This is a genomic window from Pseudomonas libanensis, from assembly GCF_001439685.1.
GTDB classification, from domain to species: domain Bacteria; phylum Pseudomonadota; class Gammaproteobacteria; order Pseudomonadales; family Pseudomonadaceae; genus Aquipseudomonas; species Aquipseudomonas libanensis.
In genome coordinates, this window is sequence record NZ_JYLH01000015.1 from 57992 (window position 1) to 82766 (window position 24775).

The window sequence follows — 24775 nt, forward strand, 5'->3', positions numbered from 1 at the left end:
CGAAATGACTGACACAGCGTTGACCACGGCTGAATTCGAAGCAGCCCTGCGGGCCAAGGGCGCCTTCTACCATATCCATCACCCCTATCATGTGGCGATGTACGAAGGCCGCGCCACCCGCGAGCAGATCCAGGGCTGGGTCGCCAATCGCTTCTACTATCAGGTGAATATCCCGCTGAAGGACGCCGCGATCCTGGCCAACTGCCCGGACCGGGAGATCCGCCGCGAGTGGATCCAACGCCTGCTTGACCACGACGGCGCGCCGGGTGAGGACGGCGGTATCGAAGCCTGGCTGCGCCTGGGCCAGGCCGTGGGCCTCGACCCGGACCAACTGCGCTCCCAGGAACTGGTGCTGCCCGGCGTACGCTTCGCAGTGGACGCCTACGTCAACTTCGCCCGCCGCGCCAGCTGGCAGGAAGCCGCCAGCAGTTCACTGACTGAGCTGTTTGCACCGCAGATCCACCAGTCGCGCCTCGACAGTTGGCCGCAGCATTACCCGTGGATCGACCCGGCCGGCTACGAATACTTCCGCACCCGCCTGGGCCAGGCCCGTCGCGACGTGGAACACGGCCTGGCGATTACCCTGCAGCACTACACCACCCGTGAGGGCCAGGAACGGATGCTGGAGATCCTGCAGTTCAAGCTGGACATCCTGTGGAGCATGCTCGATGCCATGAGCATGGCCTACGAACTCAAACGCCCGCCCTATCACAGCGTGACCGAGCAGCGGGTCTGGCATAAAGGGATCACCCTATGAGCTTTGATCGCAGCAAGAAACCGACCTGGCGCCAGGGCTATCGCTACCAGTACGAACCCGCGCAGAAAGGCCATGTGTTGCTTTACCCTGAAGGCATGATCAAGCTCAACGACAGCGCCGCATTGATCGGTGGCTTGATCGACGGCGAGCGCGACGTGGCAACGATCATCGCCGAGCTGGATAAGCAATTCCCCGGTGTGCCTGAGCTCGGTGAAGATATCGAGCAATTCATGGAGGTCGCCCGTGCTGAGCACTGGATCACCCTTGCCTGAAAAACCAGAGGTCGGCTTGCCGCTGTGGCTGCTGGCCGAGCTGACTTACCGCTGCCCGTTGCAGTGCCCGTATTGCTCCAATCCGCTGGATTTTGCCGAGCAGGGCAAGGAGCTGAGCACCGAGCAGTGGATCAAAGTGTTTCGCGAAGCCCGCGAAATGGGCGCCGCGCAGTTGGGTTTCTCCGGCGGTGAGCCGCTGGTGCGACAGGACCTGGCCGAGCTGATCGCTGAAGCCCGCAAGCTGGGCTTCTACACCAACTTGATCACCTCCGGCATCGGCTTGACCGAGCAAAAGATCAGCGACTTCAAGAAAGCCGGCCTGGATCACATCCAGATCAGCTTCCAGGCCAGCGACGAACAGGTGAACAACCTGCTGGCCGGTTCGAAAAAGGCCTTCGCGCAAAAGCTGGAAATGGCCCGTGCGGTGAAAGCACATGGCTACCCTATGGTGCTGAACTTCGTTACCCACCGGCACAATATCGACAAGATCGACCGCATCATCGAGCTGTGCATTGCGCTGGAGGCAGATTTTGTCGAACTCGCCACTTGCCAGTTCTATGGCTGGGCCCAGCTCAACCGCGTGGGCTTGTTGCCGACCCGGGAACAACTGGTGCGCGCCGAACGCATCACCAACGAATATCGCGCCAAGCTGGAAGCCGAAGGGCACCCGTGCAAGCTGATCTTCGTGACGCCGGACTATTACGAGGAACGCCCGAAAGCCTGCATGAACGGCTGGGGCAGCATCTTTCTGACCGTGACACCGGACGGCACTGCCCTGCCCTGTCACGGCGCCCGACAGATGCCTGTGCAATTTCCCAATGTGCGCGACCACAGCATGCAGCACATCTGGTACGACTCGTTTGGCTTCAATCGCTTTCGTGGCTACGACTGGATGCCCGAGCCGTGCCGTTCATGCGATGAAAAGGAAAAGGACTTCGGCGGCTGCCGTTGCCAGGCCTTCATGCTTACCGGGGACGCCAGCAATGCCGACCCGGTGTGCAGCAAGTCCGAGCAGCACGGCATCATCCTTCAGGCGCGGGAAGAAGCCGAACACGCCACCCAGACCATCGAGCAACTGGCCTTTCGCAATGAGCGCAACTCACGGCTCATTGCAAAAGGCTGAGGGCCTCAGCGCTTGGCGATGATGTACACCGCGTGAATAATGCCGGGGAAGTAACCGCACAGGGTCAGCAGGATATTCAGCCAGAAGGCGCCGCCGAAACCTACTTGCAGGAACACACCCAGTGGCGGCAGCAGAATGGCAATGATGATACGAATGATGTCCATGGGTCAGCTCCATAAAAATCGGCTCGTGTGAGCCGTGTAGCTAATCGACCTTGGGGGTTCGTGAGGGTTCAGTGGGATCTGGCATCGGGCCAGCTTCAGGCCAGGATCTCCAGCCCGTGCTTTTGCACGATGCTCAGCAACTTGAGCGCCATGCCGCTGGGTTGTTTCTCGCCTGACTCCCACTGCTTCACCGTGGAAGCGCTGGTGTTCAGGTAACGGGCAAATACTGGCTGGCTGACATGGTTACGCTCACGTAGCTGCTTGATTTGCTCGGCCGGGATTTGCGCCGGGATATCTGCAAGGCATGCCTCGTCGAACTCACGAAGGGTGGTTTTGCTGATAGCGCCTACTGCATATAGCGCTTCAGCAGAGTGATGAATGGACTCAAAAGCCTCACTTTTGTATTTCTTGGTCATGATGTATCTCCACAAACTCCCTGATATCCAGCATCTGCTGAATCTGTGCTTCATTGAAACCTTCATAAGACTTAGCCAGCGTCCGAAACCAAGCCAGTTCGCATTGGCTGATGTTGCTTTGATCCTGCTTGGCGAACAGCAATTGATAAACCCAATAGTGCCTACCCTTGGCCAATACAATTGAGCGATGCCGGTTTCGATTCAGCCGCTTCTTCCAAACACCGCCGCCCAAATTATCAGCCTGGCCTTTAAGCATTTCATTGAATGCCTCCCTCAGCTCTGAATCGCAGATCCAGGCCTTGCTGGCAGCATCAGCAAAATGCCGCGTTTTGAACAACCTCAGCCTCATGGATATCCCTTTCCTGAAACATACCACTCAGTGGTATAGATTAGAAGTGGCGCATCTGGCGCCCCATCGGCAGTCCATGCCGACGTCCGCTAAAAAGCCAGGGTTTTACAAGAAGCTCAAGCGCCCTTTTCAATCCAGAAATTACGCAGACAAAAAAACGCCCCCAGCCAAAAGAATCAGGCTGGAGGCGCCGCGTATGCCGCGAGACGGTTTCGGAATAAGGAGTTAAACGGCGATGCCCTTGCGACATTGCACTTGGGCAGTACGCACCCGTGAAAAGGCGCGGGCCAGGCGCTGGAGCATTTCGTCGATGTTGCCTTTGCTTATCGTCAGTGCCGGGGTGACGCGCAAACAGTCGGGTTGCGGCGCGTTGAGGATCAGTCCCTCCTGCAAGGCGGCCTTTACCACCGCATCCGCAGAATCATCCGACAACGTCAGCCCCCACATCAGGCCATTTCCGCGCAATGGGCCGTGCGCGTAACGATAGGCCAGGCGGGCGAGACCTTCGCCCAGGTAACAGCCCGACTCACGTACATGCTCTAAAAAGCCGTGTCCCAGCACCGTATCGGTCACAGCCAACCCAGCCGCGGCCATCAGCGCATTGCCATGGTGGGTGCCTCCCAACTCACCCTTATCAAAGCAACAGGCTTTGCCCCGCGCCAGCAGCGCCGCCAATGGCACACCGCCGCCCAGGCCTTTGCCCAGGGTGATGATGTCGGCACGTACGCCGTACTGTTGTTCGGCGAGCAAGGTGCCGCAACGGCCGATACCGGTTTGCACTTCGTCGAGGATCAGCAGGATCCCCAGTTCGCGACACAGCCGCTCGACGCCCTTGAGGTAGTGCTCGGTCGCAGGGGTCACGCCGGCTTCGCTCTGGATCGGCTCCAGCATGATGGCTACCGTCTGGGCATCTACCGCGGCATGCAAAGCGGGAAGATCGTTGAAAGGGACATGGCTGAAGCCTGGCAGTTGTGGCTCGAAGCGGTTACCCGATAAACCTGCCGAAGCCGCCAGGGCAGCGAAGCTACGACCATGGCAACCGTTGCTCGCGCTGATAATGCGATAGGCCCCCCCGCGATGCAGCTGCCCCCATTTGCGCGCCAGCTTGATCGCCGCCTCGCAGGCTTGCGCGCCGCTGTTGAGCAGATAAGCCTGGTCGCTGCCGGTATGCCGGCAAAGACGCTCGACGAGATTGAGTTGGGCGCGATTGTGCAAGCCGTTGCCGGAGTTGATCAGCGCCTGAGTTTGCTCGGCCAGGGCCTTGATCAACACCTGCGGACTATGACCGAGACTGTTGGCAGCATTGCCTTGGCTGAAATCCAGGTAGGCACGCTCATCGCTGTCCCACAGCCAGGAGCCCTGGCCACGCACGAACACTTGAGGCGGGCGCGCCACGGTGGGCATCAGGGATTCAGTGGAACGGTTGTCGTGCGGCGGATCCAGGATCAGATCGTCAAGGCTCGGCGCTGGCCGGCGCATGTTGAACAGGTTCACACGTCAGCCCCGATGGCAACCGGACCTTGGTCGGAATAACCTTGCCAAATCACCGGTAGGTTTTTTGTCTTGCCTATGCAAACGTTATCAACACAAACGCTATTCATTGTCCGATCCGGCCCTGTAAGCCCTGCGAATAGGCGCTAGACTAGGCGTCTGCGGGGCCGACGGCCATTTCGATTTTCCAGCTTTTTCGATAAGCAAACCTTATGGATTTCAAGCAACTGCGTTATTTCGTCGCGGTGTATGAGGAAGGCCACGTAGGCCGTGCCGCGGAGCGTTTGTCGATCTCCCAGCCAGCCTTGTCGCAACAGATTCGCCAACTCGAGCAGAACCTCGACGTGAGTCTGTTCGAACGCAGCAGCAAGCGCCTGTTACCGACGCTGGCGGCGCACACCCTATACAACCATGCATTGCCGCTCATTGATGGCATGCAGCAAGCCGTGGAGGCGCTGCGCAACTTCAAGGGCCAGGCCATGCGCACCCTGGCCATCGGCGTGCTGCAAACCGTGCACACGAGCCTGGTGCCGCAGATGCTCGAGCGCGTGCGCAAGGCCCAGCCCCATCTGGTGGTGCAGATCTACGAATTGACCGGGCTTGAGATCGAGCGCCGGTTGCTCAACGGTGCCCTCGACATTGGCATCAGCTACCTGCCGCCACGTCAGCCGGGCCTGCACGGCGTATTGCTGTACGAAGATGAGTTGAAGGTGGTGATTCCCGAAGACCATCCGCTGCGCGAATTCAAGAAAGTCTCGTTGAAACAGGCGGCCGAACTGCCGATGTTGCTGCTGGGGGAGGAGTTTCAAGTCAGGCAGATCTGGCAGGGCCAGTTGGCTAACCTGGGACGCCGCCCGCAGGTGCAGGCCGAACTCAATACCATGGTGGGCATTCTCGACAGCCTGCCTCACTCCCGGCTGGCGACGGTACTGCCGGGCCGCTCCCAGGACGAACACAACAGCAAGGCGCTGCTGTGGAAACCCTTGAGTGAACCCAGGGTGGCGCTGAAAGTAGGCTTGGTGTGCCGCGATGTGCAGCGCCAGCAGGCGACGGTGGCGTTGCTGCGCACCTTGCTCGAAGACGTGATGAATGCCCCTCGGGCAAGCGCCTGACTTTTTCGCGGACAAAAGAAAACCCCGCCGAAGCGGGGCTTTGCAGACTGTTTCCCTGACATCCATTTCACTCCGCCGTCCTGGCAGAATCCTACGTGTCCGTGTTGTTGCTTTGCGCTTCCTGCGCGACGTCCATGTGAAGTAGATTAGCCGTGGATCCAATTTGGCGATAGAGGACGAATAGCAGTACGTCATGTAAGAGAATGCTTACACAGCCTCCACGCCCTTAGAACAGGGCTTCATCCATCAGGAACAGCGATTCGCTACCGGCTTTTACCGATGCACTCAACGAGTGGATACGCGGCAACAAGCGGGCAAAGTAGAAACGTGCGGTACCCAGTTTGCTGGCGTAGAACGCTTCCTCGGTCTCCTTGCCCAACGCGGCCTTGGCCATGCGCGCCCACATGTAGGCATAGGCCATGTAGCCGAACGCATGCAGGTACTCCACCGATGCTGCGCCGATTTCATTCGGGTTGTTCCTGGCGCGATCCAGCACCCAGGCCGTCAATTCATCCAGGTTATCCACCGCTGCGCTGAGCGGCTCAGTGAACTCGGCCAACTCGGCACTTGATCCGGCGATGAACTGGCGGATCTCATCGGCGAACAGGGTGTAGAAAGCACCGCCGCTGCCGACGATCTTGCGGCCCATCAAGTCCAGGGCCTGAATGCCATTGGTGCCTTCGTAGATCTGGGTGATGCGCACGTCACGCACCAACTGCTCCTGGCCCCACTCGCGGATGTAGCCATGGCCGCCGAATACTTGCTGGCCGAGCACGGTGGTTTCCAGGCCCAGGTCGGTAAGGAAGGCCTTGGCAACGGGGGTCAGCAATGCCACCAGGTTATCCGCGCGCTCCCGAGCAGCTGCATCGTCACTGAACTTGGCGATGTCCAACTGCGTTGCCACATACGTGGAGAACGCCCGACCGCCTTCGTTCGCTGCCTTCATGGTCAGCAGCATGCGGCGCACATCCGGATGCACGATGATCGGGTCTGCCACTTTGTCCTTGGCCTGTGCCCCCTGCGGAGAGCGGCTCTGCAGGCGGTCGCGGGCATATTCAATCGCGTTCTGATAAGAGCGCTCGCCGGATGCCAAGCCCTGGATCCCCACCCCCAGGCGCTCATAGTTCATCATGGTGAACATCGCCGCCAGGCCACGGTTGGGCTCACCCACCAGATAACCCACGGCCTCGTCGAAATTCATCACGCAGGTCGCGGACGCCTGGATGCCCATCTTGTGTTCAATCGAACCACAGGTCACCGGGTTACGCGCGCCCAGGCTGCCGTCGGCATTGACCAGGAACTTCGGCACCAGGAACAGCGAGATGCCCTTGGGCCCGGCCGGTGCATCCGGCAGCTTGGCCAGCACCAGGTGGATGATGTTTTCGGTCAGATCGTGTTCGCCACCAGTGATGAAAATCTTGGTGCCGCTGACTTTGTAGGAACCGTCTGCCTGAGGCTCGGCCTTGGTGCGGATCATCCCCAGGTCGGTACCGGCATGGGCTTCGGTCAAGCACATCGAACCGGCCCACTCACCGGAATACATCTTCGGCAGGTAGGCCGCCTTGAGCGCTTCACTGGCATGGGTGTTGATCGATACACAGGCGCCGGAAGTCAGCATCGGGTACAGGCCGAATGCCAGGCTCGACGAGTTGATCATTTCTTCGACCTGCGCCGACACCGCCTTGGGCATGCCCATGCCGCCATAGGTCGGATCGCCGCCCACTCCCACCCAACCGCCTTCGGCATAGGTGCTGTACGCCTGGGGGAAACCGTCAGGAGTACTGACTGCGCCGTCCTTCCAGTGGCAGCCTTGCTCATCGCCGCCGCGGCTGAGGGGGGCGATGGATTTGGCGGTGACTTTGCCGGCTTCTTCGAGGATCGCCTCAACGGTTTCGGCATCAACGCTGTCTGCCAATGCCGGCAACTGGGCCCAAGTCTTGGCGACCTCAAAAACTTCGTTGAGGACGAAGCGCATATCACGCAACGGCGCTTTGTAATCAGCCATGGCAAACCTCGTGAGAACGTGAAAAGTGATTCGATAGGATCGGTTTTACAAGCTCCGAGTGTACCCGAACAACTTTTCAGACACATAGGGTCCACTTGTGACCAGTAGGTATTTTTAAGTCATTCCAGCTGGAATGCCGCCCCGGGCAGACTCATCAGGCATTCGCTGCCCGCTTCCACGGCGGCGCGGTGGGTAGTGGTACGCGGCAGCAGACGCTTGAAGTAGAAATCGCAGGTGGCCAGCTTGGCCTGGGTGAACGCGGCATCGTCCTGGGACTGGGCGGCAATCGCCATGCGCAACCACAGGTAAGCCAGGATGATATAGCCGCTGTACATCAGGTAATCCATCGCCGCAGCGCCCACTTCGTCAGGATTCTTCATCGCCGCCATCCCGACTTTGGTGGTCAACTCACCCCACTCCTGATTGAGCTGGTTGAGCTGCGCCACATGGGCCTTGAATTGCGGATGCTCGGCCTGCGCCCCACAGAACTTATGCACGATCCTGGTAAACCCGCGCAGCAGTTTGCCTTGGCTACCCAGCACTTTGCGCCCCAGCAAATCGAGGGCCTGGATACCGTTGGTGCCTTCATAGATCGGCGCAATCCGCGCATCGCGTGCCAGTTGCTCCATGCCCCACTCGCGAATATAGCCATGGCCGCCAAATACCTGCATGCCATGATTGGTCACCTCCAGGCCGGTTTCGGTCATGAAGGCCTTGCAGATCGGCGTAAGGAAGGCCAACAAGTCTTCGGCCTCCTGGCGTTGGCCGGCGTCGCTGCCCAGATGAGCAATATCGAGCAGTTGCGCGGTGAAGTAGGTCAGTGCGCGGTTGCCCTCGTTAAAGGCTTTCATGGTCAGCAGCATGCGGCGTACATCGGCATGCACGATGATCGGGTCAGCAGCTTTCTCCGGGGCCTTGGCGCCGGTCAGCGAGCGCATTTGCAGGCGTTCGCCGGCGTATTTGATCGCGCCCTGGAAACTTGCTTCACCGTTGCACAGGCCCTGCATGCCGGTGCCCAGGCGGGCGTGGTTCATCATGGTGAACATGCAGTTGAGGCCCTTGTTCGCCTCGCCAATCAAAAAACCCTTGGCACCATCGAAATTCAGCACACATGTGGCCGAAGCCTTGATGCCCATCTTGTGTTCGATGGAGCCACAGTGCACCGCGTTGCGCTCACCCGAGTCCGCATGGAACTTGGGCACGATAAACAGCGAAATCCCCTTGGTACCCGCAGGCGCATCCGGCAACTTGGCTAACACCAGGTGGATGATATTGGCGCTCATGTCGTGCTCACCGGCCGAAATGAAGATCTTGCTGCCGGTGATTGCATAGCTGCCATCGGTTTGGGGCACGGCGCGGGTCTTGATCAGGCCCAGGTCGGTGCCGCAGTGGGCTTCGGTCAGGCACATAGTGCCGGTCCATTCGCCAGCGGTGAGCTTGGTCAGGTAGGTGGCTTTCTGTTCGTCGGTACCGTGGGCCTGGATGGCCGACATTGCGCCATGGGTCAGGCCCGGGTACATGCCCCAAGAGGTATTGCTGGAACCGATCATCTCGCTCAGCACCAGGCCCAGGGAATGGGGCAAGCCCTGGCCGCCGTAGGCCGGGTCCGCCGCCACGCCGTGCCAGCCGCCTGCCACGTATTGGGCGAAGGCTTCCTTGAAGCCCTTGGGGGTAGTCACCACGCCATTGTCGAAATGGCAGCCCTCTTCATCGCCACTGCGGTTGAGTGGCGCGAGCACGTTTTCGCAGAACTTCGCGCCTTCCTCAAGGATCGCACTGACCATGTCCGGGCTGGCGTCCGTTGCACCCAGGGCCGCGTAATGGCCGTGGAAATCGAACACGTTGTCGATCAGAAAGCGCATGTCGCGCAAGGGAGCTTTGTACTCAGGCATGGCAATGTCTCCGGCAGCAGATGCTTTCAAGCTACTGCCGGCCCCGCTTGTGGACAATCACTGTAGCGCTGCTGAATACAGCGCCATTACTCAACCGGCAGCGCTTTCCATGCGTACCGCGCCACGTCGGGTTTGGCCGGCCGCGACCACACAGTTACGCCCCGCGCCCTTGGCGGCGTACAACGCCTGGTCGGCGCACTTGAGCACTTCTTCGGGGCTGCGCTGCTCGGCCTGGCGCTCGGCCACACCGATGCTGACCGTCACCGACACACTGGATGCACCGCTGCCAGCACGCCGCTGGCGGCCTTGATGGTCGTCATGGGGGCGGTCCGGGTTGCGCAACTTGATAGCGTAGCCGGCGATGATCTCGCGGATCTCCTCCAGATGCGGCATGCATTCATCCAGGGTCTTGCCGGCAAACACCACGGCAAACTCTTCACCGCCATACCGGTAGGCTCGCCCTCCGCCGCTGACCTTGGACAACTTGCTCGCCACCAGGCGCAACACCTGGTCTCCCACGTCATGGCCATGGGTGTCGTTGAAACGCTTGAAGTGATCCACGTCGCTCATCGCCAGCACATAGTTGCGCCCCAGCCGCTGCATGCGCTCGTTGAGGGCGCGTCGCCCGGGCAAGCCGGTCAGCTCATCGCGAAATGCCATTTGATAGGCCTCATGGGCCACACCGGCAGCGATCATCAGCATCACCTGGCTGCACATGATGTTAAGGGTGAACGGCAGGATGAAGGTTTGCGGCAACATCCAGAACATCCCCAGCAGTCCCACCACTTGCGCAGCATGCAGCGGGCGTGGCTGGTACCAGTACTGTGCCGCCAGGGTGACAAAGCCGATCAGGAACATGGGGTATGAGAGTTGAATCAGGCTCATCCAGGTGCCATGCAGCGCCGGCCAGCGAATCTCCGCCAGCCAGTTAAGTAGCTCCTGGGGGAAACTTTGCTCCAGAGCCAATGCCACGCTGCCTACCGCCAGTAACACCGCGGCGCGTGCGATGAAATCACGGAACAAATGGGTCTTCTCCTGCCACAACGCGTAGACGCTGAACAGCAACGGCAACAATAGACAACACAAGTGAAACACCACCGCAGCGTCTTCGCGCACGCGGCCATTGTCGCGGTAGAAATCGGTCTGGGTATCCAGCAGGAAATAGGCAACGTACACCGTGATCATCAGGAACAGTTCACGCTGGCGTCGATACACCGCACAGTAGGCACCGCCCAGCAACAAGACCAGGGTGGGCAGCACGTTGAACAACGAAGTGAAGAAGACACTGAGGTCCTTGACGTACGCAGCCGAAAGCCCAGCCAGCAATAGCAGCAGCGAGGGTAGGAAGTGGCTTAAACGTAGTGCAGACACGCGTGACAAGGGTAAAACTCCGACCCGCAAAAAAAATAGCACTGTGCCTCTATGCAGTCAGTTAATCACAACCTGCCTGACATGTATCACATTGCCACTACTGTAACGGCAGCGGATTGCAATCCCTGAGTGCATTACTGCGGATTTTTATATTCGCTACGGACGGGCAAAAAAAACCGCCGCGTCCCGAGGGAGGCGGCGGTTTTAGACAGAACCGGTCAGGCTCAGTAAGCCAGGCCGAAGTCTTCTTCTTTCATGTCCATCAGGTTGCTGGCGCCCGACAGCATGGTCGCCACGTGGGTGCGGGTACGCGGCAGGATGCGTTGGAAGTAGAAGCGCGCGGTCTGCAACTTGGCAGTGTAGAACGCTTCTTCGGTGGTGCCGGCGGCCAGCTTCTCGGCAGCCAGGCGTGCCATGTCGGCCCAGAAGTAAGCCAGGCACGCATAACCGGAATACATCAGGTAGTCCACCGAGGCGGCACCGACTTCTTCACGGTCCTTCATCGCGGCCATGCCGACCTTCATGGTCAACTCGCCCCACTCTTTGTTCAACGCCGCCAGCGGAGCAACGAACTCTTTGACAGCCTCGTTACCTTCGTTGGCCTGGCAGAATTTGTGCACGATCTTGGTGAAGCCCTTGAGCGCTTCGCCCTGAGTCATGAGCACTTTACGGCCGAGCAAGTCCAGTGCCTGGATGCCGGTGGTGCCTTCGTACAGCATCGAAATGCGGCTGTCGCGAACGTTCTGCTCCATGCCCCACTCGGCGATGAAGCCGTGGCCGCCGTAGATCTGCACGCCGTGGTTGGCCGATTCAAAACCGACTTCAGTCATGAACGCCTTGGCGATCGGGGTCATAAAGGCCAGCAGGCCGTCGGCCTGTTTCTTGGCTTCGTCGTCGGTGCCGTACTTGACGATGTCCACTTGCTTGGCGGTGAAGTACACCATCGCACGGTTGCCTTCGGCGAAGGCTTTCATGGTCAGCAGCATGCGGCGCACGTCAGGGTGCACGATGATCGGGTCGGCGGCTTTGTCCGGCGCTTTCGGGCCAGTCAGGGAGCGCATCTGCAAGCGATCACGGGCATATTTCAAGCCGCCCTGGAAGCCGATCTCGGCATGGGACAGGCCCTGCAGCGCAGTCCCCAGGCGAGCGGTGTTCATAAAGGTGAACATGCAGTTCAGGCCTTTGTTCGCCGGGCCGATCAGGAAACCGGTGGCCGCGTCGAAATTCATCACGCAGGTGGCGTTGCCGTGGATGCCCATCTTGTGTTCCAGGGAGCCACAGGTCACCGCGTTGCGCTCGCCCACCGAACCATCGGCGTTGGGCAGGAACTTGGGCACGATAAACAGCGAGATGCCTTTGGTGCCGGCCGGTGCATCCGGCAGGCGGGCCAGTACGATGTGGACGATGTTGTCGGCCATGTCGTGTTCACCGGCCGAGATGAAGATCTTGGTGCCGGATACTTTGTAGGAACCGTCGGCCTGAGGCTCGGCCTTGGTGCGCAACATGCCCAGGTCGGTGCCGCAGTGCGGCTCGGTCAGGCACATGGTGCCGGTCCACTCGCCCGACACCAGCTTGGTCAGGTAAGCCTCTTGCTGCTCAGGGGTGCCGTGCTCGGAAATGGTGTTCATCGCGCCATGGGACAGGCCCGGGTACATGCCCCACGACCAGTTGGCGGCCCCCACCATTTCGCTCACCGCCAGGCCCAGGGATTCCGGCAGGCCTTGACCGCCGTGCTCCACATCGTGGGCCAGGCTTGGCCAGCCGCCTTCGACGAATTGCTTGTAGGCTTCTTTGAAGCCGGTAGGGGTCTTAACGCCTGACTCACTCCAGGTACACCCTTCGATGTCGCCCACGCGGTTCAACGGTGCCAGTACTTGCTCACAGAACTTGGCGCCTTCTTCGAGGATGGCGTCAACCATGTCCGGAGTAGCGTCCTGGCAAGCCGGCAGGCTCTGATAGTGCGCTTCATAACCGAGCAGTTCGTCACGAACGAAGCGAATATCACGCAAGGGGGCCTTGTAGTCAGGCATAGCGATAAACCTCTGCTGATGTATCTGGGATGAACAACCGCGTGGATTTGTTATGGCGGTCAAACAGGTGTTTGAAACATACGTTTACGACCCAGGGTTGTCAAGCATCGGCCAGATGCCGTTTGTCTTGATGTGGGTCATCGCCAGGCACGGCGAAGCCTGCGGCGGGATGCCACGCTAAATTGAGTGCAAAGAGTTATTAGGGCTGGGCAAGAGACAAATGTGGGAGGGGGCTTGCCCCCGATAGCTGAGTGTCAGTCAGTACTTTTGTAGCTGACCCAGCGCTATCGGGGGCAAGCCCCCTCCCACATTTTGAATTACGTACATAAAAGAGGATCAGGCGTAGGTGTCGATCAAGGTGCCGAGCATTTCATTCGAAGCCTTGGCGACTTTCGCCCCCAACTCCACTTGAAACTTGCCCTGGGCCATTTCCACCATATTGCTCGCAGAATTCGACGGCTGGGCGCGATCATTGGCTTGCAGGCGATCACTTTGCGCCCCGGATGGCTGGGACGTCGCGGCGCTGGCAATCTTGCCGGCCGCCTGGTCGACACGGTTCTGCCCGGCCTGAATGCTGTTCAGTCCCGAATAAAACGCGCTGCTTCCAGAGATGTCCATGGCGTTAGCCTGCCTTCAGAGAATCGTGAGATTGGATTGAAACAGACATCCTGGCAAAAGGCCCGTCAAAAACACTAATGGCATATTGCCTTAGCGATAGCCAAAATCAGTCAAGCAGGTCCAATTCAAGGTATTCGGCCACTGCAGCCGCCCCGGCGTGCTTGAGTTTCGGCACCCTTCCCAGGCAAGGCGCCGGCAAGCGCTCAGCCAGGGTGGCGAGGTTTTCTTCCAGACGAGAGGTCTTGGGATCGATGATGTTCGCCACCCAACCCGCCAGCGGCAAGCCGTCCCGTGCGATGGCTTCGGCGGTGAGCAACGCGTGGCTGATACAACCCAGGCGCACTCCAACCACCAGGATCACTGGCAGCTTGAGCGCCATGGCCAGGTCCGACAGGTTGGCCTGGTCAGCCAAGGGTACGCGCCATCCGCCCGCGCCCTCGATCAAGGTGAAATCTGCCCCACGGGCCAGGACTTGCTGCATCGGCTTGAGCAACGATTGCACCGTCAACGCGACACCCGCCTCGCGTGCGGCCAGATGAGGCGCGATAGCCGGCTCGAATGCTACCGGGTTAACCTCGGCATAGCTCAGCGGCACTGAACATTCAGCCAACAGCGCCAAGGCATCGGCATTGCGCAAGCCCTGGGCAGTCAGCTGGCAGCCCGACGCCACCGGTTTTCCGGCTGCCGTACTTTTACCTGCCAGCCTGGCGGCATGCAGCAGGCCAGCCGCGATAGTGGTCTTGCCCACATCGGTGTCGGTGCCGGTGATGAAATAAGCGGCGCTCATGCAGGTTTCTCCAATACGGCATACACCACTTGGTAGGTGGCGGGCAGGCCATGGGCCTGGCGCAACTGCTCGTAAGCATCGACCAGGGCCACCATCCGTGCGCGGCCCGTCAACCCTCCCGGTCGGCCCGGGTTGAGGTTATGGGCGCCCAACGCCTTGAGTTCGTGGGTCAGGCTGCGCACATCCGGGTAATGCAGCACATGGGGCTGTCGCTCCAGGCTCATCACCCGCAAACCGCTGGTCGCACACAGTTGTTGATAAGCCTCGAAGGTGCGGAAGCGGTTGACGTGGACCAGGCCATCCGCCGCCCGCCAGCTTTCGCGCAGTTCATCCAGGGTGCCTGTGCACAGGCTCGCGAAGGCCAGCACACCGCCCGGTTGCAGTACGCGATGAGCTTCCCTGAGTACTGCATCGAAATTTGCGCACCATTGCACCGCAAGGCTGGAAAAGAGCAATTCGATGCTGTCAGCCTTAAGCGGCAAGCGTTCCGCATCACCGGCAATGAAGTGCTGCGCACCACCCAAAGGCCGCGCATGGTTGAGCATGCCTTCGGCGATATCCAGCGCGATGCCTTCGCTTGCAGGCAAACGCACACCCAGTACCCGGCTGAAGTAGCCCGTGCCGCAGCCCATATCCAGCCAGCATTGTGGCGAAAGGTTGGCCGGCAAACGGCTGAGCAATTCATGCCCCACCGCCCGCTGCAACTCGGCCACACTGTCGTAACTGGCCGCTGCACGGGAAAACGAGGCCGCGACCTGGCGCTTGTCCGGCAAGGCGCCCGGCAGGCAAGGATGGGATAAATCAGTCATCAACACACTCATGCAAAAAAGCCTGGATGGCCCCTGCTACACCGTGGGGGTCTTCCAGGAGAAACGCGTGACCGGCCTGTTCAATCAGGCCGACTTCTACGTCGGGGAGCAATGCCAGCAGGTCACTGGCGGCTTCGGCAGGCACCAGCCCATCCAAGCCGGCAAACAAATGCAACTGCGGCCCGCGAAATGCCTGCAAGGCGGCTCGGGTATCCAGTTGGGCCAGCAGCTCCAGACCAGGCATCAAGACACCGGGGGGTGTATTCGGCGCACCGCTGACCAGCAGCCGCGACAGTCCGCGAGGGTCTGCGGCGCCCTTGGCGCACAGCAGGCCGAAGCGCTTGAGGGTGACCTGGGAGTCGGCATGGCAGCCCGCCAGGAATGCATCAAAGGTCTCGGCCGGCATCCCGTGGGGCCAGGTGTCATGGGCGACGAAACACGGATTGCTCGCCAGGGTCAGCAAACCGCAGCAACGCTCGCCGCGCCGCGCCGCCAGTTCTGAAGCGAGCATGCCGCCCAAGGACCAACCACCGAGCCAGACGTTATCCGGCAGCGTCGCATCGAGTTCATCGACCCATTCACCCACATCACTGGAATCCAGCACCGACAAAGGCTCGATCTGTACCCGCAGATGCTCGTTCAGGCCGTGCAGTGCAGCGGCCAGCGGCTCCAGCGGTGACACACCAAGCCCCCAGCCGGGCAGCAATATCAGTCGATTACGCATGGTCGGGCTCCGAGGCGCCTAACAAGCGGAAACACTCTTCCAACCCGTTTAACAATAGCTGCACCTGCGCCTCGCTGTGGGCCGCCGTTAATGTCACCCGTAAACGGGCAGTGCCGGCGGGCACGGTAGGCGGGCGGATCGCAGTTACCATCAGGCCACGCTCGCGCAGCATTTGCGACAGGCGCAACGCCCGGGCACTGTCGCCAATCAGGATCGGCTGGATCGGCGTAAAGCTGTCCATCAGTGCCAGGCCCATCTGCTCGGCGCCCTGGCGGAACTGGCGGATCAACCCGTTGAGGTGCTCGCGGCGCCAATGTTCATGGCGCAACAGCTCCAGGCTTTTCAGGGTGGCGCTGGCCAGTGCCGGGGGTTGGCTGGTGGTGTAGATATACGGGCGGGCAAACTGGATCAGGCTTTCGATCAACTCCTCGCTGCCGGCCACAAATGCCCCGGCGGTGCCGAAGGCTTTGCCCAAGGTGCCAACCAGCACCGGCACGTCCTCCTGGCTCAAGCCGAAATGCTCGACGATGCCACCGCCCTGGCCACCCAAGGGGCCGAAGCCATGGGCGTCATCCACCATCAGCCAGGCACCTCTGGCCTTGGCTTCACGGGCCAGTGCGGGGAGGTTGGCCAGGTCGCCGTCCATGCTGAACACGCCATCAGTGACCACCAGTGTATTGCCGGTGGCCTTCTCCAGGCGCTTGGCCAGGCTGTCGGCGTCGTTATGCAGGTAGCGATTGAAACGCGCCCCGGACAGCAAGCCGGCATCCAGCAATGACGCGTGGTTGAGGCGATCTTGCAGTACCGTATCGCCCTGCCCCACCAATGCCGTGACGGCGCCGAGGTTGGCCATGTAGCCGGTGGTGAACAGCAGTGCACGCGGGCGCCCGGTCAAATCAGCCAGGGCTTCTTCCAACTCATGGTGCGGCGTGGCGTGGCCCACCACCAGATGCGAAGCGCCACCGCCCACGCCCCACCGGGCCGCTCCGGCGCGCCAGGCTTCGATCACCTGCGGGTGATTGGCCAGGCCCAGGTAATCGTTATTGCAGAACGCCAACAATGGCTGGCCATCCACCACCACTTCGGGCCCTTGAGGGCTCTGCAGCAGCGGGCGTTGACGGTAAAGATGTTCGGCACGGCGGGCAGCGAGGCGCGCGGAGAGATCAAAAGACATGCTGGCCTCAAACAGCGGCGTTATAGAACTGCTCGCTGCTCTTTTGCTCCACCAACGCCTGCTCAATCGCCGCCTGGTGCACTTCATCGGCGTGCTCTTCACGGGCTTCGGGCAGGATGCCCAAGCGTGCAAACAGTTGCATGTCCTTGTCGGCCTGCGGGTTGGCGGTGGTCAGCAGTTTGTCGCCGTAGAAGATCGAGTTGGCGCCGGCAAAAAACGCCAGGGCCTGCATCTGCTCGTTCATGGCTTCGCGGCCAGCGGACAGGCGCACGTGGGATTGCGGCATCAGGATGCGCGCCACCGCCAGCATACGGATGAAGTCGAAAGGGTCGATGTCCTCGGCGTTCTCCAACGGCGTACCGGCAACCTTCACCAGCATGTTGATTGGCACCGACTCCGGATGTTCTGGCAGGTTGGCCAGCTGGATCAGCAGGTTGGCACGGTCGTCAAGGGACTCGCCCATGCCGAGGATGCCGCCCGAGCAGATCTTCATCCCCGAGTCACGCACATAGGCCAGGGTTTGCAGGCGCTCGCCGTAGGTGCGGGTGGTGATGATCGAGCCGTAGAACTCCGGCGACGTATCGAGGTTGTGGTTGTAGTAATCCAGGCCGGCCTGGGCCAGGGCTTCGGTCTGGTCCTGGTCGAGGCGCCCGAGGGTCATGCAGGTTTCCAGGCCCATGGCCTTCACGCCTTTGACCATCTCCAACACGTAGGGCATGTCCTTGGCCGACGGGTGTTTCCACGCCGCGCCCATGCAGAAGCGCGTCGAGCCGATGGCCTTGGCGCGGGCGGCCTCTTCGAGGACCTTCTGCACCTCCATCAGCTTCTCTTTTTCCAGGCCGGTGTTGTAGTGGCCCGACTGCGGACAATATTTGCAATCTTCCGGGCAGGCGCCGGTCTTGATCGACAGCAAGGTCGATACCTGCACGCGGTTGGCGTCGAAATGCGCGCGGTGCACGGTCTGCGCCTGGAACAACAGGTCATTGAATGGCTGCACGAACAGGGCTTTGACTTCGGCTAAGGACCAATCGTGACGCAGGGTGGCAGAGGTGCTGGCGCTCATGGGCGATTCCTTGATTATGCTTTGGCAAGCGCTGCGGGAAGGGCAATACCCACAGGCGCGACACGGATGCCGGCATATTTAAGGAAGAATCATGCACTGTCAACCTGACCACAAACACCAAGTTTACATCTGGTCAAAAAACATACAGAGCTGCTTGGTTTGCGATGAAAGCACTCAATCAGCCGAACCTATTTGCAACGTCTGCGAAACAGACCTGCCTTGGCTAATGGAGCAGTGCGAACGCTGCGCCCTGCCCTTGCCGATGGACGGCTTGATCTGCGGGCAGTGCCAAAGGCACTCACCCGCTTTCAAGCAGGTCGTCGCGCCATGGACCTATAGCTTTCCCATCGACACCCTCATCAGCCGCTTCAAGCATCAGGCCCGCTGGCCGTTGGGGCACATGCTGGCACGTCTGCTGGGGCAACATCTGCAACACCGCTTCGACAACGCTGAACTCGACCGGCCCGACTACCTGCTGCCGGTGCCCATGGCCCGCAGACGCCTGCGCGAACGCGGCTTTAACCAAGCGTTGATGGTGGCCCGCTGGCTCAGTAAAGACCTCGAGATTCCCTACCATGAACATGCGTTATTACGCCCTTATGAAACCGTCGCGCAGCAAGACCTGGATGCCAAGGCCCGCAAACGCAACCTGCTCAACGCTTTTGCCCTGGCACCCGACGCCCACGTAGCAGGGCAACATCTGGCATTGGTAGACGACGTACTCACCACCGGCGCCACGGCCCACAGCGTGGCGCGGCTGTTGATAGGTGCCGGCGCACGCCAAGTCGACGTCTATTGCCTGGCACGTACACCAAGGTCCAGCGCCTGACTTGACTCCCCTGCGCCAGGACGGCAACGTCCGCTCATCCCATTCAGACGTATGCCCATGTCCCTGCCCAGCCCCCTCAACCAACACATCATCCGTCGCCCCCAGCGTATTGCCTTGCTGGGGCATATCGCCGAGCAGGGTTCCATCACCCGTGCGGCCAAAAGCGCCGGGTTGAGTTACAAGGCTGCTTGGGACGCCATCGACGAACTGAACAATCTGGCGCAAAAACCGCTGGTTGAACGCAGCGTCGGCGGCAAGGGCGGTGGCGGCGCCAAGCTGACGCAAGAAGGTGAACGGGTGTTGCGCCTCTATCAGCGCTTGCAAGTGTTGCAGGCCGAAGTACTCGGTTCGGACGAAGCGGCCAGCGACTTCAACCTGCTGGGCCGCTTGATGCTGCGCACCAGTGCGCGCAACCAATTGCACGGCCAGGTCAGCGTCATCGACAGCCATGGGCGCAATGACATGATTAGCCTGCAGCTGGCCGGCGGCTTGCATCTAGTCGCACAGATCACCCACGACAGCACCCAACGACTGGAACTGCAGATCGGCGTGGAAGTGGTCGCCCTGATCAAGGCCGGGTGGCTCGAGTTGCTGGCGATCGGGCAGCCTGAAACACCTGGACACAATTGCATGGGCGGTGTGATCGAGATGATTCTCGACGCCGAAGATGGCCCCAGTGAGGTGCGTGTCGCCCTGCCCAACGGCCAGGTGCTATGCGCGCTGGCACCGCCCGCTGCACTCCAGGCCCTCGACGCTGCCGAGGGCCAACCGATCCGCGTGCAATTCGCCCCCAGCAATGTGTTGCTTGGCACGCCGGTATAGCGAGTCAAAGTCTTCGAACTGCAACAATTTGGTCACAAGCGCTGCTTAAGGTGTCTGCAAAAACCGCAGGGAGCCTGAGATGAGCCTATTAGAAGAAAACCAAGCCACCGACCTTGAACAGATGGTCGGCCTGACCCGTCGTCGCTTTATCGGCGCAGGCGCCCTGTGCGGCGCGGCGATGTTCCTGGGTGGCAACCTGCTGAGCCGCAGCGCCCTGGCCGTGAACGCCGCCTCCGCCAGCCCATTGCTGGGCTTCACCAGCATTGCCGCCGCCACCAGCGACACCATCACCCTGCCTCCGGGCTACAGCGCTTCGGTGCTGATCAGTTGGGGCCAGCCATTGCACAAGAACGCGCCGGCTTTCGACCCGTCCGGCAATGGTACGGCCAAGGCCCAGGAACAACAGTTCGGCGACCACAACGACGGCATGAGCCTGTTTCCCTTCCCGGGCGACAACAACCGCGCGCTCATGGCAATCAACAACGAGTACACCAACTACCGCTACCTCTTCGCCCACGGCGGTGCACCGCAATCGGCTGAAGAGGTACGCAAGGCCCTGGCCAGCGAAGGCGTGTCGGTCATCGAAGTGCGGCGCAAGGGCGACACCTGGCAGTTCGTCCAGGACTCTCGCTACAACCGGCGCATCCACGGCAATTCACCGATCCGCTTGAGCGGCCCCGCCGCCGGCCATGATTGGTTGAAAACCGCCGCCGACAACAGCGGCAAAAAAGTTCTCGGCACGTTCCAGAACTGCGCCAACGGCAAGACCCCCTGGGGCACCTACCTGACCTGCGAAGAAAACTTCACCGACTGTTTCGGCAGCAGCAACCCGCAGCAAGCTTTCGACGCCGGGCAGAAGCGCTACGGCGTGGTAGCCGCCAGCAAAGATATCAACTGGCACCCGCACGACCCACGTTTCGACATGGCCAAAAACCCCAATGAACTCAATCGCCATGGCTGGGTGGTGGAAATCGACCCGTTCGATCCGCAATCCACCCCGGTCAAACGCACGGCCCTGGGGCGCTTCAAACACGAAAACGCCGCCCTCGCCGAAACCCGTGACGGCCGCGCCGTGGTGTACATGGGCGACGATGAGCGCGGTGAGTTCATCTACAAATTCGTCAGCCGCGATCAGATCAATCACAACAATCCAAAAGCCAACAAAGACCTGCTCGACCACGGCACCTTGTACGTGGCCATCTTCGACGCAGGCGACGGCGATGCCGATCATCCCAAAGGCAAAGGCCAATGGGTTGAACTCACCCATGGCAAAAACGGCATCGACGCCAGCAGCGGTTTCGCCAATCAGGCCGAGGTGCTGATCCACGCGCGCCTGGCCGCCAGCGTGGTGAAAGCCACGCGCATGGACCGCCCGGAATGGATTGTGGTCAGCCCTACCGACGGTCAGGTCTATTGCACCCTGACCAACAACGCCAAGCGCGGCGAAGACGGCCAGCCGGTGGGCGGGCCCAACCCACGGGAGAAGAACGTCTACGGTCAGATCCTGCGCTGGAAAGCCGACGCCGATAACCACGGTGCCACGGACTTCACCTGGGACTTGTTCGTGGTGGCCGGCAACCCGGGTGTGCACGCCGGTACACCGAAGGGCGGTTCATCCAATATCAGCCCCCAGAACATGTTCAATAGCCCCGACGGTCTTGGTTTCGACAAAGCGGGGCGCCTGTGGATCCTGACCGATGGCGACTACAGCAATGCCGGCGACTTCGCGGGCATGGGCAATAACCAGATGCTGTGTGCCGACCCGAGCACCGGTGAGATCCGTCGCTTCATGGTGGGGCCAGTGGCGTGTGAGGTGACGGGGATCAGCTTTTCGCCGGATCAAAAGACGCTGTTCGTGGGCATTCAGCACCCAGGGGAAACCGGTGGTTCGACCTGGCCGGAACACCTGCCCAATGGCAAGCCGCGGTCGTCGGTGGTGGCGATTCGGCGGGATGATGGTGGGATCATCGGCGCCTGATAGGGCCTCATCGGGGGCAAGCCCCCTCCCACAATTGTGAATTGCGAATACATTCAAGTGTGGGAGGGGGCTTGCCCCCGATTGCAATAGCACAGCCACCACCTATCTCAAGCCCGGTGCGTTACCATACCCGGCCCGACGCGGCGCCCTGCTGCGCGCAGGAGTTCGCATGGCCCACCCGTTTGAAACACTCACCCCAGACCTGGTCCTCGACGCCGTCGAAAGCATCGGTTTCCTCAGCGACGCGCGCGTATTGGCACTCAACAGCTACGAAAACCGCGTGTACCAAGTGGGTATCGAAGACGCCGAGCCGCTGATCGCCAAGTTCTACCGGCCCCAGCGCTGGACCAACGAGGCGATCCTCGAAGAACACCGCTTCACCTTCGAACTGGCCGAATGCGAAGTACCGGTAGTAGCGCCGCTGACTCACAACGGCGAAAGCCTGTTCGAACACGCAGGTTTCCGTTTCACCCTGTTCCCGCGCCGTGGCGGCCGGGCGCCTGAGCCGGGCAATCTCGACCAGCTCTATCGCCTCGGGCAATTGCTGGGTCGTTTGCACGCGGTGGGTTCCACCCGCCCGTTCGAACACCGTGAAGCTCTGGGCGTGAAAAATTTCGGTCACGATTCCCTCAACACCTTGCTTGAAGGCAACTTCATTCCCAAGAGCCTGCTGCCGGCCTACGAGTCCGTGGCTCGTGACCTGCTCAAGCGCGTGGAAGAGGTGTACAAGGCCACGCCGCACAAGAACATCCGCATGCACGGTGACTGTCACCCGGGCAACATGATGTGCCGCGACGAGATGTTCCATATCGTCGACCTCGACGACTGCCGCATGGGCCCGGCGGTGCAAGACCTATGGATGATGCTCGCCGGCGACCGCCAGGAATGCCTGGGCCAGCTGTCAGAACTGATGGATGGCTACCAGGAATTCCACGATTTCGACCCGCGCGAACTGGCCCTGATCGAACCCCTGCGCGCTCTGCGCCTGATGCACTACAGCGCCTGGCTGGCACGCCGCTGGGATGACCCGGCGTTTCCCCACAGCTTCCCGTGGTTTGGCACCGAGCGCTATTGGGGCGACCAGGTGCTGGCGTTGCGTGAGCAGTTGTCGGCGCTCAACGAAGAACCCCTCAAACTCTTCTAACCGCTTTTGCTTTGGATGTGGGAGGGGGTGGCTCCCGATAGCTGAATGTCAGGTGCCATATTTATATGGCTAACAGTCCGTATCGGGGGCAAGCCCCCTCCCACATAAAGCAAAGCGGGTCCCACTGCTGGACAAATATCCTTACAATCGCGCTTTGTTAGCTGCCTAAGCAAGGATTCTGCAATGCAAGCCGCCAACCCTCGCAAGGGGTACATCCTGGGCCTGAGTGCCTACGTCATCTGGGGTCTGTTCCCGCTTTACTTCAAAGCCATTGCCAGCGTACCCGCCGCCGAGATCATCGTGCACCGTGTGCTGTGGTCAGCGCTGTTCGGCGGTTTGCTGCTGATGGTGTGGAACCATCCTGGCTGGTTCCGCGAGTTGCGCGACAACCCCAAGCGCCTGGCGATCCTGGCCCTCAGCGGTTCGTTGATCGCGGCTAACTGGCTGACCTACGTATGGTCGGTGAACAGCGGGCGCATGCTCGAGGCCAGCCTGGGTTACTACATCAACCCGCTGGTGAATGTGCTGCTGGGCATGCTGATCCTCGGTGAACGCTTGCGTCGCCTGCAATGGATAGCAGTGGGCCTGGCGGCGGTGGGCGTGGCGCAACAGGTCTGGCAGGTTGGAAGCTTGCCGTGGGTGTCGTTGGTGCTGGCGTTGACCTTCGGTTTCTATGGCCTGATTCGCAAACAGGCGCCGGTCAGGGCACTGCCGGGGCTGGTGGTGGAGACCTGGATGCTGGTGCCTATTGCCGTGGCGTGGTTGCTGTTCAACCCGTCGGCCCACAGTGCGCAACTGGCATTCTGGAGCACCTCCGAAGCCTGGTGGCTGGTGGCCGCAGGCCCGGTCACGCTGATCCCCCTGGTGTGCTTCAACGCCGCCGCTCGGCATTTGCCCTACACCGCACTGGGCTTTTTACAATACGTCGCGCCGACCCTGGTGCTGCTGGAAGCCGTATTGCTGTTCGGCGAACACTTGGCGCCGGCCACACTGATGGCATTCGCCTTTATCTGGGCCGGCCTGGTGGTGTACAGCCTGGATGCCTGGCTGAGTGTGCGCAAACGCTGATCAAATAACGCACAAACCTCTGCAAGCCACGGCCTTCGTGGCTTGCAGCGTTCCACCCCAAGGTTATCCACAACCTGATCCCCGCCGTGTGTGCACAAGTCCTTGAAACTGCTCGTTTTTTGCTCAACTGACGGAGAAGCACGGCCGGCGTGGGCTGGCGCCGGGTCTCTACAGGTTATCCACAGGCCCATGCAAGATTTCCATGCATAACCCTGTGGATCGTTACTCCTCCTGACGCAACTCCACCATCAAGTCATCGGCCAAGGTTTCCAGCGATGCTTGCAAAGTCTCCAGTGACAGGCTCGCTGGCACCAGCAACAACGCCTCGGCGTTAAACAGCGGATCGCCGCTCATGGGCGCCGGGCGCACATCAGTACTCAAGCGTTCCAGATTGACGCCCTGCTGGCTTAACAGCGCGGTGATTTCGCGCACGATGCCCGAACGGTCATTGCCCACCAAGGTCATCAGGATTGGCTTGGACGCCGACGCCCGCCCGCTGCTGCCCTCACCCACCAGCACGCGGATGCCGTGTGTGGATAAGCCCTCCAACGCCGCGACCAATGCCTGGCGCTGTTCGGTCGGCACGCCGACCCGCAGGATCCCGGCAAACTGCCCAGCCATATGAGCCATGCGGCTTTCCAGCCAGTTACCGCCGTGGGCGGCAATGCTCTGGGCGATGCGCTCCACCAGCCCGGGTTTGTCGGCAGCGATAATTGTGAGTACAAGATGGTCCATGGCAACGCCCTCTGGAATTCAATCTACAAGGTGGACCCGGGA

The 24775-nt window shown here is 60.7% G+C and carries 24 protein-coding genes; 9 read left to right on the forward strand and 15 right to left on the reverse strand.

Translation table 11 applies throughout. The annotated features are described in order from the left end of the window. Nucleotides 1-4 precede the first annotated feature (4 nt). Genes pqqC through pqqE form a run of 3 tightly spaced genes read left to right on the forward strand, consistent with a single transcriptional unit; the run spans nt 5 to nt 2152 of the window. Entirely contained in the window at nt 5-757 is a 753-nt protein-coding gene (gene pqqC, locus TU73_RS21715; RefSeq protein WP_046069807.1) for a pyrroloquinoline-quinone synthase PqqC, read from the forward strand. Continuing rightward, nucleotides 754-1029: a pyrroloquinoline quinone biosynthesis peptide chaperone PqqD gene (gene pqqD / locus TU73_RS21720; protein ID WP_042571467.1), complete on the forward strand. Its 276-nt coding sequence runs from the start codon at nt 754-756 to the stop codon at nt 1027-1029. The genes pqqC and pqqD overlap by 4 nt, the downstream gene beginning before the upstream one ends. Then, the gene (gene pqqE, locus TU73_RS21725; protein WP_043049729.1) at nt 1022-2152 is read left to right on the forward strand and encodes a pyrroloquinoline quinone biosynthesis protein PqqE; all 1131 of its coding nucleotides are present in this window, start codon (nt 1022-1024) and stop codon (nt 2150-2152) included. The genes pqqD and pqqE overlap by 8 nt, the downstream gene beginning before the upstream one ends. Nucleotides 2153-2157: 5 nt before the next feature. On the opposite strand, the gene TU73_RS28600 is transcribed toward pqqE, so the two are convergent. The 4 genes from TU73_RS28600 to TU73_RS21740 form a co-directional block, all read right to left on the reverse strand. Further along, complete coding sequence (locus TU73_RS28600) at nt 2158-2316, reverse strand: YqaE/Pmp3 family membrane protein (RefSeq protein ID WP_003194776.1); 159 nt, start codon at nt 2314-2316, stop codon at nt 2158-2160. Nucleotides 2317-2411: 95 nt separating this feature from the next. Beyond that, nucleotides 2412-2732: a helix-turn-helix domain-containing protein gene (locus tag TU73_RS21730; RefSeq protein WP_057013933.1), complete on the reverse strand. Its 321-nt coding sequence runs from the start codon at nt 2730-2732 to the stop codon at nt 2412-2414. Beyond that, nucleotides 2710-3081, reverse strand: coding sequence for a type II toxin-antitoxin system RelE/ParE family toxin (locus TU73_RS21735; protein WP_057013934.1), 372 nt, complete (start codon nt 3079-3081; stop codon nt 2710-2712). Before TU73_RS21735 ends, TU73_RS21730 begins: the two co-directional genes overlap by 23 nt. Nucleotides 3082-3306: 225 nt before the next feature. Continuing rightward, nucleotides 3307-4575, reverse strand: coding sequence for an aspartate aminotransferase family protein (locus tag TU73_RS21740; RefSeq protein WP_057013935.1), 1269 nt, complete (start codon nt 4573-4575; stop codon nt 3307-3309). A 209-nt stretch (nt 4576-4784) separates the two neighbouring features. On the opposite strand from TU73_RS21740, the gene TU73_RS21745 reads away from it, so the two are divergent. Further along, on the forward strand, nt 4785-5684 hold the full coding sequence (locus tag TU73_RS21745) for a LysR family transcriptional regulator (protein ID WP_057013936.1): 900 nt from the start codon (nt 4785-4787) through the stop codon (nt 5682-5684). Nucleotides 5685-5910: 226 nt separating this feature from the next. Here TU73_RS21745 and TU73_RS21750 read toward each other — a convergent pair whose 3' ends face one another. The 10 genes from TU73_RS21750 to bioB all read right to left on the reverse strand — a co-directional run bounded on the left by TU73_RS21750 (nt 5911) and on the right by bioB (nt 18157). Beyond that, the gene (locus TU73_RS21750) at nt 5911-7689 is read right to left on the reverse strand and encodes an acyl-CoA dehydrogenase C-terminal domain-containing protein (RefSeq protein WP_057013937.1); all 1779 of its coding nucleotides are present in this window, start codon (nt 7687-7689) and stop codon (nt 5911-5913) included. A 119-nt stretch (nt 7690-7808) separates the two neighbouring features. Further along, nucleotides 7809-9581 (reverse strand): acyl-CoA dehydrogenase C-terminal domain-containing protein, encoded by a 1773-nt coding sequence (locus TU73_RS21755; RefSeq protein ID WP_057013938.1) that lies wholly within the window; start codon nt 9579-9581, stop codon nt 7809-7811. A gap of 90 nt (nt 9582-9671) precedes the next feature. Next, complete coding sequence (locus TU73_RS21760) at nt 9672-10961, reverse strand: GGDEF domain-containing protein (protein WP_057013939.1); 1290 nt, start codon at nt 10959-10961, stop codon at nt 9672-9674. A 215-nt stretch (nt 10962-11176) separates the two neighbouring features. After that, the gene (locus TU73_RS21765) at nt 11177-12982 is read right to left on the reverse strand and encodes a phenylacyl-CoA dehydrogenase (protein WP_043049735.1); all 1806 of its coding nucleotides are present in this window, start codon (nt 12980-12982) and stop codon (nt 11177-11179) included. Nucleotides 12983-13318: 336 nt separating this feature from the next. Then, nucleotides 13319-13600, reverse strand: a complete 282-nt coding sequence (locus tag TU73_RS21770) for a hypothetical protein (RefSeq protein ID WP_057013940.1) — start codon at nt 13598-13600, stop codon at nt 13319-13321. Nucleotides 13601-13706: 106 nt separating this feature from the next. Continuing rightward, the gene (gene bioD, locus TU73_RS21775) at nt 13707-14387 is read right to left on the reverse strand and encodes a dethiobiotin synthase (protein WP_057013941.1); all 681 of its coding nucleotides are present in this window, start codon (nt 14385-14387) and stop codon (nt 13707-13709) included. Continuing rightward, a complete protein-coding gene (gene bioC / locus TU73_RS21780) occupies nt 14384-15196 on the reverse strand; it encodes a malonyl-ACP O-methyltransferase BioC (RefSeq protein WP_057013942.1) in 813 nt (270 codons plus the stop codon). The genes bioD and bioC overlap by 4 nt, the downstream gene beginning before the upstream one ends. Then, nucleotides 15189-15920, reverse strand: coding sequence for an alpha/beta fold hydrolase (locus TU73_RS21785; RefSeq protein ID WP_057013943.1), 732 nt, complete (start codon nt 15918-15920; stop codon nt 15189-15191). Before TU73_RS21785 ends, bioC begins: the two co-directional genes overlap by 8 nt. Continuing rightward, a complete protein-coding gene (gene bioF / locus TU73_RS21790; protein WP_057013944.1) occupies nt 15913-17094 on the reverse strand; it encodes an 8-amino-7-oxononanoate synthase in 1182 nt (393 codons plus the stop codon). Before bioF ends, TU73_RS21785 begins: the two co-directional genes overlap by 8 nt. Nucleotides 17095-17101: 7 nt before the next feature. Next, nucleotides 17102-18157 carry a biotin synthase BioB gene (gene bioB / locus TU73_RS21795; RefSeq protein WP_057013945.1) on the reverse strand — a complete coding sequence of 352 codons (1056 nt, stop codon included), beginning with the start codon at nt 18155-18157 and terminating at the stop codon, nt 17102-17104. 91 nt (nt 18158-18248) lie between these two features. Here bioB and TU73_RS21800 point away from each other — a divergent pair, with 91 nt between their 5' ends. From TU73_RS21800 to rarD, 5 genes are all read left to right on the forward strand, one after another. Next, entirely contained in the window at nt 18249-18986 is a 738-nt protein-coding gene (locus TU73_RS21800; RefSeq protein ID WP_057013946.1) for a ComFC family protein, read from the forward strand. Between the two features lie 57 nt (nt 18987-19043). Continuing rightward, nucleotides 19044-19808 carry a TOBE domain-containing protein gene (locus tag TU73_RS21805; RefSeq protein ID WP_057014018.1) on the forward strand — a complete coding sequence of 255 codons (765 nt, stop codon included), beginning with the start codon at nt 19044-19046 and terminating at the stop codon, nt 19806-19808. 79 nt (nt 19809-19887) lie between these two features. After that, entirely contained in the window at nt 19888-21786 is a 1899-nt protein-coding gene (locus TU73_RS21810; RefSeq protein ID WP_057013947.1) for a PhoX family protein, read from the forward strand. A gap of 169 nt (nt 21787-21955) precedes the next feature. Next, nucleotides 21956-22930: a serine/threonine protein kinase gene (locus tag TU73_RS21815; RefSeq protein ID WP_057013948.1), complete on the forward strand. Its 975-nt coding sequence runs from the start codon at nt 21956-21958 to the stop codon at nt 22928-22930. Between the two features lie 183 nt (nt 22931-23113). After that, nucleotides 23114-23998 (forward strand): EamA family transporter RarD, encoded by an 885-nt coding sequence (gene rarD, locus TU73_RS21820; RefSeq protein ID WP_057013949.1) that lies wholly within the window; start codon nt 23114-23116, stop codon nt 23996-23998. Between the two features lie 222 nt (nt 23999-24220). Here the strand turns inward: rarD and TU73_RS21825 are convergent, their stop codons facing one another. Next, nucleotides 24221-24733 carry a glycine cleavage system transcriptional repressor gene (locus TU73_RS21825; RefSeq protein WP_057013950.1) on the reverse strand — a complete coding sequence of 171 codons (513 nt, stop codon included), beginning with the start codon at nt 24731-24733 and terminating at the stop codon, nt 24221-24223. Nucleotides 24734-24775 lie beyond the last annotated feature (42 nt).